Annotated in this window: 15 protein-coding genes and 1 other annotated feature; of the genes, 1 reads left to right on the plus strand and 14 read right to left on the minus strand. The window is 41.2% G+C overall.

Annotated features, from left to right (window positions below):
* Window positions 1–135: 135 nt before the first annotated feature.
* The 12 genes from O3655_RS02325 to O3655_RS02380 form a co-directional block, all read right to left on the minus strand.
* Window positions 136–2,388, minus strand: coding sequence for a glucosaminidase domain-containing protein (locus tag O3655_RS02325; protein WP_308697076.1), 2,253 nt, complete (start codon window positions 2,386–2,388; stop codon window positions 136–138).
* A gap of 110 nt (window positions 2,389–2,498) precedes the next feature.
* The gene (locus O3655_RS02330; RefSeq protein ID WP_164978748.1) at window positions 2,499–3,485 is read right to left on the minus strand and encodes a dihydroorotate dehydrogenase; all 987 of its coding nucleotides are present in this window, start codon (window positions 3,483–3,485) and stop codon (window positions 2,499–2,501) included.
* Window positions 3,448–4,248: a dihydroorotate dehydrogenase electron transfer subunit gene (locus tag O3655_RS02335; protein WP_371641138.1), complete on the minus strand. Its 801-nt coding sequence runs from the start codon at window positions 4,246–4,248 to the stop codon at window positions 3,448–3,450. The genes O3655_RS02330 and O3655_RS02335 overlap by 38 nt, the downstream gene beginning before the upstream one ends.
* Before the next feature lie 247 nt (window positions 4,249–4,495).
* Complete coding sequence (locus O3655_RS02340; protein ID WP_000157150.1) at window positions 4,496–4,876, minus strand: VOC family protein; 381 nt, start codon at window positions 4,874–4,876, stop codon at window positions 4,496–4,498.
* A gap of 84 nt (window positions 4,877–4,960) precedes the next feature.
* Entirely contained in the window at window positions 4,961–7,744 is a 2,784-nt protein-coding gene (locus O3655_RS02345) for a J domain-containing protein (protein ID WP_308697075.1), read from the minus strand.
* 13 nt (window positions 7,745–7,757) lie between these two features.
* Complete coding sequence (locus tag O3655_RS02350; protein ID WP_371641139.1) at window positions 7,758–9,422, minus strand: Hsp70 family protein; 1,665 nt, start codon at window positions 9,420–9,422, stop codon at window positions 7,758–7,760.
* A gap of 175 nt (window positions 9,423–9,597) precedes the next feature.
* Entirely contained in the window at window positions 9,598–9,957 is a 360-nt protein-coding gene (gene rplT, locus O3655_RS02355; RefSeq protein WP_371641140.1) for a 50S ribosomal protein L20, read from the minus strand.
* Between the two features lie 51 nt (window positions 9,958–10,008).
* Complete coding sequence (gene rpmI / locus O3655_RS02360) at window positions 10,009–10,209, minus strand: 50S ribosomal protein L35 (RefSeq protein ID WP_001125942.1); 201 nt, start codon at window positions 10,207–10,209, stop codon at window positions 10,009–10,011.
* A 32-nt stretch (window positions 10,210–10,241) separates the two neighbouring features.
* Window positions 10,242–10,772 carry a translation initiation factor IF-3 gene (gene infC / locus O3655_RS02365; RefSeq protein WP_000848184.1) on the minus strand — a complete coding sequence of 177 codons (531 nt, stop codon included), beginning with the start codon at window positions 10,770–10,772 and terminating at the stop codon, window positions 10,242–10,244.
* Window positions 10,773–10,787: 15 nt separating this feature from the next.
* Window positions 10,788–10,919, minus strand: a sequence feature (ribosomal protein L20 leader region).
* A 72-nt stretch (window positions 10,920–10,991) separates the two neighbouring features.
* Window positions 10,992–13,232, minus strand: coding sequence for a DNA internalization-related competence protein ComEC/Rec2 (locus O3655_RS02370; RefSeq protein WP_371641141.1), 2,241 nt, complete (start codon window positions 13,230–13,232; stop codon window positions 10,992–10,994).
* Window positions 13,216–13,866 carry a helix-hairpin-helix domain-containing protein gene (locus O3655_RS02375; protein ID WP_000643903.1) on the minus strand — a complete coding sequence of 217 codons (651 nt, stop codon included), beginning with the start codon at window positions 13,864–13,866 and terminating at the stop codon, window positions 13,216–13,218. The genes O3655_RS02370 and O3655_RS02375 overlap by 17 nt, the downstream gene beginning before the upstream one ends.
* Before the next feature lie 66 nt (window positions 13,867–13,932).
* A complete protein-coding gene (locus O3655_RS02380) occupies window positions 13,933–14,502 on the minus strand; it encodes a GNAT family N-acetyltransferase (protein WP_000443754.1) in 570 nt (189 codons plus the stop codon).
* Between the two features lie 176 nt (window positions 14,503–14,678).
* On the opposite strand from O3655_RS02380, the gene ald reads away from it, so the two are divergent.
* A complete protein-coding gene (gene ald, locus O3655_RS02385; RefSeq protein WP_308697071.1) occupies window positions 14,679–15,791 on the plus strand; it encodes an alanine dehydrogenase in 1,113 nt (370 codons plus the stop codon).
* A gap of 49 nt (window positions 15,792–15,840) precedes the next feature.
* Here the strand turns inward: ald and O3655_RS02390 are convergent, their stop codons facing one another.
* A complete protein-coding gene (locus O3655_RS02390) occupies window positions 15,841–16,827 on the minus strand; it encodes a PhoH family protein (RefSeq protein ID WP_371641142.1) in 987 nt (328 codons plus the stop codon).
* A gap of 80 nt (window positions 16,828–16,907) precedes the next feature.
* Entirely contained in the window at window positions 16,908–17,123 is a 216-nt protein-coding gene (locus O3655_RS02395) for a YozE family protein (RefSeq protein WP_001232077.1), read from the minus strand.
* Window positions 17,124–17,125: the final 2 nt, after the last annotated feature.

The raw sequence follows: 17,125 nt of genomic DNA on the forward strand, positions 1-17,125 counted from the left end.
ATATCTCCTCTTACATTTTACTATCATTTTGTTAATTGTTCAAGAATAAAGAGACTGTTATTATACTATTTCTCCTCCAATGTTTAAAACAAAAACGATAACCACTTTTCAGTAGTTACCGTTGATTTCTTTTGATTAGTCTTTCCAACCAAGTTTGCTGTTGATAGTCATCATGATGCTGGCTATCTTCTCACCCCAGTATGGATCTGAAGCATAGCGAACATTCATTCCTGTTGCCTTGTTTCCAAGGTGGTCTCTGCCATAGTCGATGTAGTTCTCACGAATCCACTTGGCCGCTCCAAGGATTCCTTTATCCACATTATCAAAACTCTTGGCTGAGAGATATGGGCTAGTATCATAAGCAGCAATACCAAAGAAGTTGTTCTTATCTCTGGCAATTTGACTACGTCCCCACGCACTTTCAAGAGCGCTATGTGCCATCAAGTAAAGGGCATTGACACCGTAGCGTTCCTCAGCTTCTTTGAAAGTCGCTCCTTTACCTGCTAGAGGACTATCCTGCAAGTTCATCATCGAATACAGTTTATCCAACTCAGCTGCACTATAATTACTTGGCTCTCTCAAGTTTTTATAGAGGAAAGGATTTTTAATGGTAAAGCCCTCAAAGTGCTCTCCATCAGTTGAGTAGTACTTCTTACCAATAACCATAGCAGATGTGTGTGGAGCTACTTTGATACTCGTATAAGGAGAGAGTTCATGGTAGAGGAATTTCCCATCACTAGTATAATGAGGGATAAACTCGCTTCCTTCATCTACTGCTATCAAATCACTTTGATTCATATAGCCAGACAAGCCAGAAATCGAAACTGCAAGTCGGCCACCTTTTCGAGTCGAACTATCCAGTGAAACAATGCTTCCTTGGTTAATGTAACTTAAGATTTCTCCAGATGCACTATAGACATAGGCTGTGATGGGTTTAACTTTGTAATATTTGGTTTTATCCGCAACATGCCATCTACCAGAAGCATCCAAGGTATGACCATCCACAGTTTCATTTTTTGCCATATAACCGCCTGATTTAAGGTAGTACCATGATTGGTCGGATGAATCGTAGATTAATTCTTTCTCAGCCATCTTTCCATTTGACTTGAGGTAGAACCAATTGTTCTTGTACCATACCCACTCACTCGCAGCCATATAACCACCAGATTTGAGATAGTAGTAACCATTATCCCAGAGCCATTCTTTATTGGCATAATTTCCATCAGAGTTGATATAGAACCAAGAGTTATAATTCTTGTCAAAGAGCCACCCTTTGCCAGCTTTTGCTCCACTACTCGTCACATAACTGCGGTCAATCCAAGTTTCCGTAGAGAGGTAGCCGCCTGATTTGAAATGGTAATCCTTGCCTTTGATGGTTTGCCAACCTTTTTCAGCATAGGTTCCGTCAGCTTTCAAGTAAAACCAAGAGTTATAATTCTTGTCAAAGAGCCATTCCGATTTCAGTTTAGCTCCACTTTTAGCAACATAGAAGCGGTCAATCCAGCGCTCGGTAGAAAGATAGCCGCCTGATTTGAAATGGTAATCTTTTTCTTTAATCGTTTCCCAGCCTTTTTCGGCATAGGTTCCGTCAGCTTTCAAGTAAAACCAAGCATCATAATTCTTATCAAAGAGCCATTCCGATTTCAATTTAGCTCCACTCTTGGCAACATAGAAGCGATCAATCCAACGTTCAGTAGAAAGATAACCGCCTGATTTAAAATGGTAGTCCTTCCCATCTATAGTTAACCACCCATTTTCAGCATAGGTACCGTCTTTTTGAAGGTAGAACCAACTGCTATAGTTGTCATCATAAATCCAGGCTTGTTTAACCTTATGACCATTTTCTGATATATAGTTCTTACCAAGCCAAGCATTTTTCAGCATTTTACCTTGTGAATTGATGTAGTATTGATTCTCCCCTTGAGTGATCCACTCATCTTTGGCCATTTTCCCGTCTTCTTTAAGGTAATATTTTTCCTGACCTTGTTGAATCCATTCTTTTTGAGCTTTCTGACCATCAGACTTGAGATAATACCAGGATTCTTGTTCCTGATTAAATACCCACTGTTCCTTGGCTTTAGCACCACTTTCAGTCACATAATACTGGCCAACCCACGTTTTCGTAGCTAATTTTCCAGCTTCGTTAAAATAGTAATCTTTACCACCAACAGTCAGCCAGCCGTTCTCAGCACGATTTCCATCAGCTGTTAAATAAAACCAGGCCTGTTGCGTTTGGTCATAGATCCATTGGTTGGTTGCTGGTTTCCCGTCTGCTTTGAGGTAGGTCTTTCCTAGCCAAGTTCCCTCTTCTGCTTTTGCTGTCTCCACTACAGTAAAAAAACACCCCAATAAGCCAGCACTTACTAGGGCCACTTTCCATCGTTTCATTTAAATGCTCCAATAACGTTTTCTAAACCCTATTGTAACATAGTTAATCGACGGAAATATTACAAATTGATGAAGATTCTATTTCTTGTTGACGATAAGGAAGACCTAGCTTATCTCAGACTGGCTTTGACTTCCTTGCGTAGTTCTTCCAAACTGCTACTGCCATATTTGTCCATGACTTTTGGTAAATTTTCGATAATATCAGGACAGGCATATGGATTGGTAAAGTTAGCTGTTCCAACTCCGATGGCAGAGGCACCAGCTAGATACATTTCTAGCGCAGCTTCAGCCGAATCCACTCCTCCCATTCCAATGATGGGAAGGTCGGTTGTTTGGGCGACTTGGCGGATGAGTTTGAGGGCTACTGGAAAGACTGCTGGTCCAGACATTCCACCTGTTCCATTAGCTAGGATTGGTTTTCTTGTTTTGAGGTCAAAGCGCATACCGACTAGAGTATTGATCATGGTTAAGCCACTTGCTCCTGCATCTTCTGCGGCTTTAGCAATAGTGACAACATCCGTTACACTAGGGGTTAACTTAACATAAACTGGCACATCAGAGGCTTCCACAGCTGCTTTTACCACTTCGTAGGCCAAGTCAGGATCTTGCCCAATCAAAAGTCCATGATTGCCGTGATCCACATTCGGACAAGAGATATTAAGCTCGATAGCTTTTACATTTGCAGCCTTAGAAATTCCTCGAGAAACAGAAGCGTACTCTTGTTTTGAAAAGCCTGCAACATTTGCGATGATGGGAAGCGTAGGATACTCTCTTTCCAGCCAAGGCAACTTTTCAGCTAAAACAGCTTCTAAACCCGGATTTTGCAAGCCGATTGCATTGAGCATACCAGCAGGCGTTTCTGCAACCCTGGGAGTAGGATTCCCAAAACGGGGTTCAAGTGTCGTTGCCTTGATCATAATTGATCCCAAAAGGTCCAAATCATAGTACTTGGCATATTCCTGACCAAAACCAAAACAGCCTGATGCTGGTATGATAGGATTTTTCAAATCCAAGCCCGGTAGAGAAACTTGTAAACGATTGGTAGTCATGACTTTCTCCTTATAATACAACTGTTCCTGTGCGGAAAACAGGGCCATCTTCACAGACACGTTGACTAATTGTCTCACTATCTGGCACTTTTAGGACACAGGCATAGCAAGCCCCCATCCCACAAGCCATACGAGATTCTAGAGATAGATAGGCTCTTGGGTGATCATAAAATCTTTGATTGATATACTTCATCATTCCAGGAGCCCCACATGAGTAAACAGCATCAAATTGAATGTCTAAGTCATTGATGACGACTGACACATTTCCCTTAATGCCATAAGAACCATCATCTGTTGTAACAAAAACCTGACCATATTGGGTCAATTCTGTTTCGAGAATAACAGCATCCTTGTTGGCAAAACCGAGGACTGTCACCACTTTCACCCCACGCGCATGCAATTCCTTGGCCACCTCAAGCAAGGGTGGAACACCGATTCCACCACCAACGAGGAGAACTTGGCTCTGATTGCCTAAATCAGACAAGTCAAAACCATTTCCCTGAGGTCCCATCACATCAAGAGTATCTCCCTGACTTAAGGTTGAAAAAATTGCGGTTCCAGCCCCCTCAATCCGATAAATGAGATGACACTGCTTGTTTGCCTTGTCAATAGACGAAATTGAAATAGGACGACGCAAGAGATGGGCATCATCAGGCACACGCAAGTGAAGAAATTGGCCTGCTCGCATGGCTTCAACCATTTCCCCTTCTAGGACTAATTCAAAGATTGCTGGCGCAATTTCCTCTTGTGCGACCACCTTCATGGTTTCCAAACTAATAGCACCCAAACGTTTCTTACATGTGGGATTCATGACTTTTCCTCCTTAAATTTAAGGGGACCAGATAAAGAAAAGACCTTGCTAATGCAAGGCCTCAGTTGGGTTAGGCTAGAACTCATGCGCACGCTTAAAAAGTCTCCACAGAGAGTCCCCTTATCCCTTTTATCTGACACCTTGTGAGTCTCTCTGGACTCCCCTTAAAGGTTAAATTTGTATTAGTATACTCTTTCAAAGAAAAAAAGTCAAGTAGAAAACGAACATTCTACTTGACTTTACTGGATTATTTTTCACGAATGACTTCGACCTTGTAGCCATCAGGATCCTTGACAAAGTAATAGTTTGGTTGAGTTCCTGGAAGTCCATTAGGGGCTGTCACCTCATAGCCTTTAGCGCTATGTTCTTGATGTAGCGCCTCAAGGTCAGGTGTACTGAGGGCGATATGGGCGAAGCCATCTCCTACCACATAAGGACCGTGATCATAGTTATAAGTCAACTCCAACTCATAGTCATCCCCCTCAAGTCCTAGATAGACAATGGTGAAAGCATGATCTGGAAAATCTCTGCGACGCAATTCTTTAAATCCAAAAGCATCTTGATAAAAAGCGATTGATTTTTCAAGGTTTTCTACTCGCAAGCAAGTGTGTAGCATTTTTGAAGCCATTTTCATTACCTCTTTCATTTTAATAGTTCTATTATACCCTTAATGGACAAAATTTACTAGAAACTTGAACTAGAGTCTTCTTCTCTACGCTTTCATTCTAAGCAGCACTTTTAGATTTTCCTTGCGTATATTGCGAATAAGGAAAAGCATGATCAGGATAAAAAGCCCCTCGAGGAAGTAGAACGTAAATTCGCTGTTCATGAGTAGTAAGTCTTTGTAATGATAGTTATTACCGAAAACTGAATTTGGTGCGAATAGGATTCGCAACAGTCTTCTTAGGAAAATAAAAATCTGTAAGCCATAAATCATAAAGACCTTCTTCACACCAATCATGAAGCCTTGTTCCTTTGTAAAATAAGACAAAGCGATTCCATTTAACAAGAGGATAACGGTTATAGCCAGCGTTTCATTTCGTAGAATAGTTGGATCAAAGATGTCTAAACGGCTGTGAATGTAGGGCAACGTTTGAAATAGTAGGATCCCCAAGACTGCTGGTATGAAAATTTTCTTCAGAGATGGTGGAAATCCAGGACTAAATCTTGTAAAAGACAAGCAAATCACAAGGATTGCAAAAATATGGAAGTAAGCTATGGCAACTCCTGAAATAGTCTGGCTTCGATTTACCAAAGCAGAAAGAAAACCAGCAGAAAGAAAGATACCGATAGGAATCATCTTATCCAAAGAATAATCCCACTTCAGCCCCTGACTCACTTGGAAACCATCGATGAAGCTGAAAAATGTAATGAACATAAGGGCACCAATGAGACCAAATGGTAAGGATGGAAGGACTAGGGTTAATAACAAGATTAATAGGAACCATGGATGAGGACTGTAGTAGAATTTTCGTTTTTTCCCTCTAGCAGTCACTCCTTCCTCAATCGGTGTTTTCCTCAATTTTAGCATATAGGCGTAAAAGAGTGAAAACATACCAGCATGAACCCATGAATTATAACCAGGTCGCTCTATAATACTGAGCAGCAAACTCACAATCGTAAAGAGGCCAAAGAAAATCTGAAGAAACTTATTTTTAAAGACCTGTCTTTTTTTCCAATCCAAATAAGAGAGCTTGGCCTTTGGATGACTAAGTTCATAAGCATAAACTGTCATCTCTTCTAGTTTCTGGTCTGTCTCCTCCGTCATCATTTGGGGAGCCATTTTAGAAGTAGGAAAAGGAGCTAAAACATATCTCAGGAGATCGCCATCTGTAAATCGATGGTACTCCTTATAGATCTGTTGAAGCAAAATCGTTAGAATGCGTGGTCTTCCTTTAAAGTAGCTTCTCCACTTTTCCCAATCATTGATATCTTCATCGCTCTTGGTGAGCTTATCCATATAAAGATAACCTTCATTGTACCAGTAATCAAAATTTTCCTTTTTGTCTAGTTCATACTCCTCTACCACTGAAGGATAGGAATGGATACTCTTCCAGAAATGGAGCTTTTTCAGGTAAGGATTTGATTCCTCATCGCTGTAATGCTCCACAAATTGGAGAACGATTGCTAACACTTTCGCATTGGTTAAAGGATAGACATCCACCTTTTCTAATAAATCAAGTAGGAGCGTGTGATCTTTGACTGATTCAAAAAGGTATTGCCAATCACGTAACAGTTTGTACTCGTCTTCATACTGAGCTTGGAGCAACTCATAGAAGGCTGCCTCAACTTCATCTGGATTATCTAGAGAGTAGTGACTAAAGTCAACGTTTTCTCCCAGCTCCTCTTTTACTTCTTCTAAGTAATCAGCCAAGTCATTCAAGAGTGGATAATCCTCTTCAAATATGACTTGTCGGTTTTTTTCAAGGATATAGCTTAAAACAGGAACGCTCTTGATTATTTGACGATTCTGATTTACTTGATCCAAGACCATAAAGCTCAGATAGGGGTGCTTGAAAAATTCTATCCAAGAGCTCAATTGATTTGCTTTGTTAAAATCATGGAGAATTTCTTGGCAAAGTTTATAAGAATAATAGAATTCTTCAGTGGCTTCATGTGCGCTTTCAAGCGAACTGCCTTCCTCTTCTGCTATAGCTCTTTTAACTTTCCAATACTTCAGTTTATAGTAATAGCTCCAGTACTTAAAGTCAGGTATATAGTCTTCTAGCAAGGGAATGAGGATAGAGAATTGCTCCGGTTTGTTAAAAATATAAACATCCATTTCCTCTAAAACGGATTGAACAATGTCCATATCATACTGATACTGATGAAAGAACTGACGCCATAGATGCTCTTGTTCCTCTTGGTTATAACCGTCATTTCCAACAATACTTTCAATCGCATTTCGGATCAGATAAGTTTCTTCATTATAACCGCTAAAGTCAAGAGTAGACCTTGTTAATCCTTCTTGCCCTTGGTTCTCTTCATCACCAAACGTTTCAAAATTGAGGGTACTCGTAGCTCTTTCTTCAGAATCTCCATTTAGCTGAACTTCCTCATCATAGTCACTAAAGTTAAGGGGGGACTTTGGCTCATCCTCTTCTGCTTTAAAGGTTTCAAAGTTAAAGGAATCGCTGGTTTTATCAGTTGATTGCTGATAATCACTAAAATCAAGACTAGATCTTTCAGACTCTTCGTTCTCAGTCTTCGTTTCTTCAGTCAAGTTTTCAAAGTTGAGACTTGAGTTAGGCTTTCCATTCGCCTCTTCTTCAAGTTCACTAGCTTCTTGAGAGTCACTCGCTTTTCTTAGACTATTTTCTGGTCTTGTGTTTCTAGACCTCGCATAAGTCAAGGCTTTTTGGTAAGCTTCAACAATTTCTTGGTAAATTTCTGGTTGGTCTTCTGGGTGATAGAGCCTAACCAGTTCAGCATAATGCCTTCTAATAAGCTTGACGTCAGTCGTTGGCTCTATCCCTAAAGTTTCCCATATATTCATAAGGTCTCCTCTTTTATAGTCCTCGCTCTAGGAAGTCTAGATAGTTTGAAAATGATTGATAGAGTTTTGGCAAATGATACACAGATGCTTGACTGACCTCTTCTTCAAATCGTCTAGTTTCAGCCATTAGCTCATCTCTTCTTCTCCCCAAGAGCATACTGTACACGCGATTCGCTTTTTCAATCAAGAAACGATAAACCTCTGTTTCTTGAGCATTGATCTTATAGCGAGTCAACTCTGCTTGCTTAGCCTTGATTTCCTTTTCTGTCAGAGTAACACTATCTTGGAGAATAACATGACTAAAAACTTCCTGTGTGGAATCAATTTTCACTTCGACATCCAAAATTCCATTTAAATCATAGGTGAATCGAACTGTGAAACTTTCATTTACTCGAGTATTAACAGGGACGGGAACTTCTAATTCACCTAAGAACAGGTTTTGCGATGCCTTCATCATCTCACCTTGATAGACCTTTATCTTGACTTGGCTCTGTCCCAATTCAGCCGTATAGTACTGTTCGATGCGTGAAGCAGGTAGGGTAGAATTTCGCTCAATAATCGGCGAAAAACGGTCTCCAACTATCTCAATCCCCAGTGTAAAAGGGCAAATATCAGATAGTAATAAATCTCGTATCTCACCCTGCCGTTCTTTTATTCCTGCTAAAAGGGCACAACCTCTCGCAATCATCCGATCGGGATCATCCGATACCTGCACCATTTGATTGATACAGTAGGATAAAAAGTCTTGAACCAAGCGGAGTTTCGAAGTCCCCCCAACAAGAACAAAGTTATCAGATGATACATAGCTATAGCGCGCATCCATCAAGGCACGATCCAAAACGGCCTTAACACGGGCTAGCAGAGGTTGACAAAGCTCATAAAAGCGTTGGTAGCTCAAGTCTAAAGTGTATTCCTGTTCTTGGTCCAGAACCGTCATCTTCACTTCTTCTTTATCATTGAGTTCTAGCTTTGTCTTTTCAGCCTGTACCAGAATTTTGCTGTAAAATTCGCGGGAAATAGTATCCTTGGTTAATTGATTGGAGGCTAAAAATTCCTCAGCAATAGCCGCAGTAAAGTCTTCTCCTCCCAAACGATTGTCCCCTGCAATCGACACGATTTCGACAATGTTATCAAAAAGCTCTACAACTGAAATGTCAAGAGTACCACCGCCAAAATCGACCACAATAAAAGATTGATCTTCTTGGTTTACCATAGATCTTTTAGCAAGAGCCGCTGCGGAAGGTTCATTGATAATCCGATCAATCTGAACGCCTGCAAATTTCCCTGCTAGTTTGGTCGCATAGCGTTGAGCATCGTTGAAATAGGCTGGAACACTGACAATCACTTCCTCAACCTTTTCTCCAAGATAGGTCTCTGCATCGTCTACCAACTTTCGAATGATAAAAGAGCTTAATTCTTCAGCCTTATATGCTCGATTTCCTAGAGTCAACTCATGTTTGGTCCCCATAAAACGCTTGAACTGAGAAACCGTCTTATCTGGGTGGGTCACCAAGCGTTCCTTGGCAATTTTTCCAACTATAATCTCATCATTGTCATCTAAAGCCACAACAGAAGGAGTCAAATACTCACCAAAAGCATTGGGAATCAACTTGACCTGGCCATCTTGGTATACCCCTACTAAAGAATTAGTCGTTCCTAAATCAATACCTACTATCATCTTCTTCAAACTCCAAATCTTTTTTAGATATTCCTATTATACAAGAAATATCCTATTTTCTTTGAAAAAATCTGTCATTTACTCTTTAGAATAGAAAATCATTTATGGTAAATAAAAAAGTTTCACCCTACTCCTGCGGTAAAAACCACGAGAGTAAGAATGAAACAGTTTGTCATTATTTACCAAGTTTTGCTTTAGCTGCATCTGCAAGAGCTGTGAAAGCTGCTGCATCGTTAACAGCCAAGTCAGCAAGCATTTTACGGTTAACTTCGATTTCAGCCAAATTCAAACCATGCATCAATTGTGAGTATGAAAGCCCGTTCAAACGAGCTGCCGCATTGATACGAGTGATCCACAATTTACGGAAGTCACGTTTTTTCTGACGACGGTCACGGTATGCATAGTAGTAAGAGTTCATTACTTGTTCTTTTGCAGTACGGAACAAGATGTGTTTAGCTCCATAGTAACCTTTTGCTAATTTAAGAATACGTTTACGACGTTTGCGTGATACAACGCCACCTTTAACACGTGCCATGTTTTATTTCCTCCAAATATTTCCTAGAATTGTTTACTTACTGTTAGGCTATTATTTCAAGCGAGTAAGCATTGCTTTGATACGTTTGAAATCTCCTGAATGCACCATAGATGCTTTACGAAGATGACGACGTTGTTTCTTAGTTTTTCCGTGGAAACGGTGAGAAGTGTAAGCACGGAAACGTTTAAGTCCACCAGAACCTGTACGTTTGAAACGTTTAGCTGATGCGCGGTGTGTTTTTTGTTTTGGCATGATTTTTTCTCCTTTATTTAACTTTCTGACAATTATTTTTTGTCAGTTGCTGGCGCCAACTGCATGAACATTTGGCGTCCATCCATCTTAGCTCGTTGTTCGATGATCGCAATATCTTGTGTTGCTTCAGCAAACTCGGCTAAAACTTTTGCACCAATCTCTTTATGGGTGATCATACGCCCTTTAAAGCGAATGGATACCTTAACTTTATTTCCTTTTTCAAGGAACTTGCGTGCATTGCGAAGTTTTGTGTCAAAGTCACCCTTGTCAATAGTTGGACTCAGACGAACTTCTTTCACAGTAACAACACTTTGTTTTTTACGTTGTTCTTTTTGCTTTTTCTGGTACTCAAATTTGAACTTACCGTAGTCCATAATTTTAGCAACAGGCGGTTTTGCTTGGGGTTGAATCAATACTAAGTCAACATTTGCACTATCAGCCAATGCTTGCGCTTCGCTGAGTGGCTTGATGCCTAGCTGTTCTCCCTCAAGACCGATCAAGCGAACTTCACGTACACGAATTTCATCATTGATGAATAAGTCTTGCTTTGCTATGGTTTTCACCTCTTTTTTATTATTAGAGAAAAACAAGAGCGGGCTCGTAATGATACAAGCCCGCACGTTATGATAGCGTTTCTTAGAAACTTTTCATCCGTAGGGCCAGGCAACTTGATGTCACAAGGCGAGAAGCTCTCACTTCTGCTTTTCTCAACTTTTATATGATACCAAGTTTTCTATTCCTTGTCAAGATAAAAAGTCAATTTTTCGAAAAGTTTGTCTATTTTATCGAACTGTTTCAATTCGCCAACTATTCCATCCTTTAAAGCGAATGGCTCCTTGCTGGTCAGTTCGGTAAACTTTGCTATTGATATTTTCAATTCGTGTCAAGGTTTCCTGATGGGGGAGTTTGGCACGATTGTTCTTGCCCACTGAAATGAGAGTAAGCTCTGGTTTGAGCTTCTCTAAAAAAGCTGGGCTAGATGAAGTCTTTGAACCATGTTGACCTGCCTTCAAGATATCCAACTCTAAGGTAGGGTATTGCTTTAAAAGTTCCTTCTCTCCCTTCTCCTTCAAGTTTCCAGTAAAGAGAAAGTGCTTATCCAAGAGTTTTCCATAAAGAAGGAGAGAATCATCATAACTTTCATCTCCAATCTTCCTTGGAGATAGGACTTCTAAGTAACTGCCAAAAATTGGTAAATTCTCCCCTCCTGTCACACTGCGTACCTTGGTTTGAGTCGCTTGTAGTTCTGCTACAAATTCCTTCTGTGTCAGACTTCCTTTTGATACTAAAATCTCCCCTACATGGAAAGCCTTGGTCACCTCCAGCAAATCTCCAACATGCTCCTTGTCTGTGTTGGTCAAGATCAGCTGGTCAATCTTGTCTACTCCGCGACTTTTTAGATAGGGAATCAAGGTTCGCTGGGCATTGCTAGCCGTTGACTTTTCTTGCCAATCCTCTATTTTCTTATCAGATTCTGCCTTTCCGCCCACATCTATGAGGATGGTTTTACCAGTTACATCCCTTAGAAAAATGCTTTCTCCCTGCCCTACATCCAGCATGGTAATTTCATTTTCCAGCGGGTGTTTGGTTAAGAAAAAGAGTCCCACGATAAAGAGGCTGAACCCTGCTACTCTTTTGATGTTTTTCCTAAAATCATAGACCAATGCCAATGAAGCTAAGAGGAGAATCAAAAGCCATGCGTTTGGTTGTCCAAAGATCAAGGGCCTACTTGCCATCTGCGAAACCAAGCGAATGATGCCCTCCAACCATTCAAAGACAAAGTTAAACTGAGTGACTGGGTAAATAAAGGACAGAATAAATAAGATGGACAAAAGTGGCAAAAAGACCACATCAAACAGAAAGGAAAAGACAAAGGTCAAAATGATAGACCAAGGCTGAAATTCTGCAAAATAAAAGGATAGAATGGGCAATATTCCCAAAGAAATGACCAAACTTTCTCTGGCAACAGCCTTGATCCCATCGCCTTCTTTGCTGGTCATGGTCAAGATAAAAGCATAAGCGCAGGACAAGACTCCTCCTGCAGTTAGGAAAAAGTTTGGCATAATGATAAAAAGGACAAGGACCGTCAAGGCAAAATTATCCAAGCCCTTAATACCATGTTGTGCTAGTAACTTTTGCAAGAGACTGCGAATAACAGATGCTGAAAATCCTGTCAGACCTGCATAGATAAGAGAAAAGGGATAAGTTAGCCACTTCAACTTTTCTTGAGTTAAGCCCAATCGCAAGAGGAGTTTCTTAAAGGCATCCATGAAAAAGCCTACCTGCATACCCGACAAGGCAAAGAGATGGATAATTCCAAGACTGGAATAGAGCTCATTCATCTCCTCAAAGTCCGTGTCCAAATGTCCTAAAAGAAGACCTGTCATATAATTGCGCATAGGATCTGGAAAGTGCATCTTGATCCAAACTACAGCCTTTCGACGTAAACTGGACAGATTTTCTCCTATATCCCAACTGCTAATCTTTCTCATTGACTGGATACTCTTGATAGTCAAAGTTTGGTAAATCCCCTGAGTTTTCAGATAGGCTTGGTAGTCAAAGCCACCAAAATTCCTCTGACCTTCAGGCTCTGAAAGTTTTCCTTCTATCTCTATCTCGTGAAGGTCTGTTAAGGCCTGAAAGAGCTCTTTCTCCTCCTCAGACTGGAGTTTATAGTAAACTTGGAAGGTGCGACCCTCAGCCTTGCCCCGAAAGGACAGACTGTCTCCATTGACTTTGATGGTATCTGGTAAAATCCGTACCCTTTCAACAGAATCCACTAGGTTTTGATTAGCTTGTGTCTGTTGCCAAGTTTGAAACAAAAACCAAAAACCAAAAACTCCACAAAACGCTAGAACTTTACCGGCCGATTTCCAAGGAAATTGGAAAAAGAGACAGACAAGCAAAAAAACAAAACCTAGCAGTGCGAGATAGGACACTCCAAAAATGGCATAGTAAAGCCAGAGCAACAGGAAACTCAGATAGATTAGGGGGATAGGGAAATTCTTAATCCACTGTAACATAGTCTTTTAGCTTTTCTATGGTCTTAGCGCCAATACCAGAAACCTTCTTTAATTCATCAACCGACTTGAACTTGCCATTTGCCTCACGATGATCGATAATATCCTGGGCTCGTTTTCCTCCCAAGCCTTTGACCTGCTTGAGTTCTTCCAGACTAGCTTTATTTAGGTTGACCTTCTTATCTTTACTTGTCGAAGCAGTCGTTCCAGAGGCAGTCTGCTGACTCACTGCTTCTTCTCCCTTAGTTGGAACATAGACAAGAGCCTCGTCACTGACTTTCTGTGCTAGATTAAGCGACTTACTATCTGCTTCCTCTGTCAATCCACCCGCCTTCTGAACGGCATCATGAACACGACTCCCTACTGGTAAATCATAAATCCCTGGCGATTTAACAGCACCTTTGACATCTACCGTAATCAAATCTTGTTCAGGAGACTCGTCCTTTTCTTCCTTTTTCACTTCTTTGTCAGACGATGAATCCTTTGAAACAGCTGCGACTTCAGCCTGCAAATTTGATTCTTTTACAGATGTTTGTGAAGTTGGCTTTAGTAGGAAAAATCCGCCCAAGGCCAAACCTAAACCAGCACAAATGACAAGGATTTTATACTCTTTGATTTTCTCGATAATTGCTTTCATATTTTCTCCTCTCTTAAATTATTCGTAAGTGAAAGAAAAAACAGTTGAAAATTTCTTTTCAACTGCTTATTTATTTGCAAAATAGTCTTCCTTAGTCAAGACATAATGAACCCTTGTGATCATTCGACCTGGTTCTTTATTATCCATTCTGGCATAGGGTTCTTCGTGGGAAAAACGCATCCCAGATTTCTCCATGACCTTGCCAGATGCGGGATTGTCTTTGTCATGAAGAGCGGTCAACTTGTTCATTCCAATCTTCTCAAAAGCCAGCTCAATCACGGCGCGATTGGCTTCTGTCGTCAATCCTTGATTCCAATACTTTTGGTTGATAATGTAACCAATAGCTGCTTTTTTGAGAATGGGATCAATCTTGTGCAAATCAATAGTTCCAATAAACTGATCATTGCTTTTTAGTTCGATTCCCCACCGTCCCAAGGGATTAGCCAAGTAGAACTGAGCGATGTTGTTCTTGGTTTCTTCTAAGCTTTGATTTGTTGGAAAAGTATAGCGTGTATTTTCTCTGTCTGAGGCATACTCAAACATAGCTTCTGCATCGTCCAAAGTTACAGGTCGGAGCAATAAACGCTCCGTTTCTATAGATGGATACTGGGCAAATTTCACAAATATTGATTCCATACTTTTTCCTCCATTAGAGCTTGATTCTCACTAGTCTAGCATAAATAAATTTGGATGACAAGTTTTTCTTGATTTTTGAAGCGGTTTCATATACAATAAAACCATCACATTTTTGATTTATGAACTGGAATGTGACAACCAAAACAATCCCGTCAATTGAAAGGTAGGTTATCTCTATGTTAATCGGAATCCCAAAAGAAATTAAAAATAATGAAAACCGTGTTGCCCTCACTCCTGCTGGCGTCCACAGTTTAGTCAGTCGTGGACATCGTGTTCTCATCGAAACAAATGCTGGTCTCGGTTCAGGATTTACTGATGCAGACTATCAAAAGCAAGGAGCTGAGATTGTCGCAACTGCTGCTGAGGCCTGGGCTGCCGAGTTGGTCGTGAAAGTAAAAGAACCACTAGCTTCTGAATATGGTTATTTGCGCAACGATCTTCTTCTCTTCACCTACTTGCACATGGCCGCTGCACCAGAATTAGCAGGTGCTATGTTAGCAGCAAAAACAACAGGAATTGCCTATGAAACCGTTCGTGACAATCAAGGACAACTGCCGCTCCTCGTTCCTATGAGTGAGGTTGCAGGTCGTATGGCTGTTCAAATCGGAGCTCACTTCCTTACTAAGCAAGCTGGTGGCTCTGGTGTTTTACTTGGTGGTGTACCAGGTGTTCCAAAAGGAAAGGTAACCATCATCGGAGGCGGTGTAGTTGGGGCACACGCTGCCCGCATCGCTCTTGGACTTGGTGCTCAAGTGACTATTTTAGATATCAGTGCTAAACGCCTCTCAGTACTAGAGGAAGTCTTTGGGAATCAAATCCAAACTCTTATGTCAAATTCTTTCAACATTGAGGCAAGCGTGAGAGACGCTGATGTGGTAATTGGTGCGGTTCTCATCCCTGGTGCCAAAGCACCGAAATTGGTGACAGATGAGATGGTCAAACAAATGCGTCCAGGCTCTGTCATCGTTGACGTTGCCGTTGACCAAGGTGGTGTTATTGAAACAGCTGACCGTGTGACAACCCACGATGAACCCATCTATGAAAAACACGGTGTTCTCCACTATGCCGTTGCCAACATTCCTGGTGCGGTTGCTCGTACTTCTACTATCGCCCTAACCAACGTCACCCTTCCTTACATCGAAGCTCTGGCTGGAAAAGGATTCGCACAAGCAATCTCTGAGGATGAGGGCTTGCGTCAAGGTGTGACCACTTATCAAGGTTACTTAACTAGCCTGCCAGTTGCTCAAGGCCTCGATAAAGATTACACGTCTATCGACGAACTTGTTTAAAGCTAGACACTCATTAAAAAAAGCAGTTCACATCTGAACTGCTTTTTTGCTATTCTGTTTCTTCCTTCTTTTCTTCAACCTTAACTGGAGTTGGTTCATAAGCTCGGATAATCTGAGCGACAACTGGATGGCGAACCACATCCTTGGCTGAAAAATGAACAAAGTCAATTTGGTGAATGTTCTTGAGCTTTTCTTGGGCATCAATCAAACCGGACTTAACATTGCGTGGCAGGTCAATCTGGCTGATATCTCCATTGACAATCATCTTAGAATTAAATCCTAAACGAGTCAAGAACATCTTCATCTGCATGATGGTCGTATTTTGTGCCTCATCGAGAATGACAAAGGCATCATCTAAGGTCCGACCACGCATATAGGCAAGGGGCGCAATTTCAATGATTTCACGCTCCATGAGACGGGTCGTTTGGTCTTTGCCGAGAATCTGATACAAAGCATCGTAAACAGGTCGAAGATAAGGATCCACCTTCTCCTTGAGATCACCCGGAAGAAATCCTAGACTCTCACCTGCTTCCACTGCTGGACGAGTAAGGATAATCCGCTTGACTTGCCCACGTTTAAGGGCTGTCACTGCCAAGGTCACTGCAAGAAAGGTCTTCCCTGTCCCTGCTGGTCCGATTCCAAAGGTCACATCATGCTGTTTGACACTGTCCACATAAAGCTTTTGACCTAAGGTTTTGACACGGATCGGCTTCCCTGTATTGTCCTTGATAATTTCTTCTTCGTAAAGGGCGACAAACTTGTCGATTTCATCGTTTTTGACCATGCTAATCGCAGTCACCACATCTGGCGTGCCAACGGTCATTCCTCGATTTACCAAGACCATCAAAGCCTGGATAACCTGACGGGCTTCCTCACAGGCAGTCTCTTCTCCCAAAACCTGCACAATCTCCGTACGAGCATGAATCACCACATCGAGCTCTTCTTCCATCAAACGAAGATGGCGCTCATTGGAACCAAAAAGATGGAACAAGTCATCTGGGTGACTTAGTTGAATGTCTATTGAATGTTCCTTCAAATAAAGAACCTCTCTAATCCGTTTATTTCTTTTTATTATAGCAAAGAGAACAATAAAATACTAGCCTCATCTCATTGTCTCTAGTGTTCTAAGTATTCTTGCCAGATGGCATCAAAATCTCCTAGGTTAAAAGAGAAACTGGCATGCTCCTCCAAAAAGCGACTCACCTCATCGAAATCATCCGTGTGTTTTGGAAAGGCTGACTCCTCAAAAGCAAGGTCTGCCAAGATGGCTTTAGGGCTGTCACTTTTAGGATTACGCTCAGTCATGAGCCAAGTATAAAATGATTTTCTCATAA

Source organism: Streptococcus sp. 27098_8_70 (assembly GCF_041432215.1).
In the GTDB taxonomy this organism is placed as follows: Bacteria; Bacillota; Bacilli; order Lactobacillales; family Streptococcaceae; genus Streptococcus; species Streptococcus oralis_CP.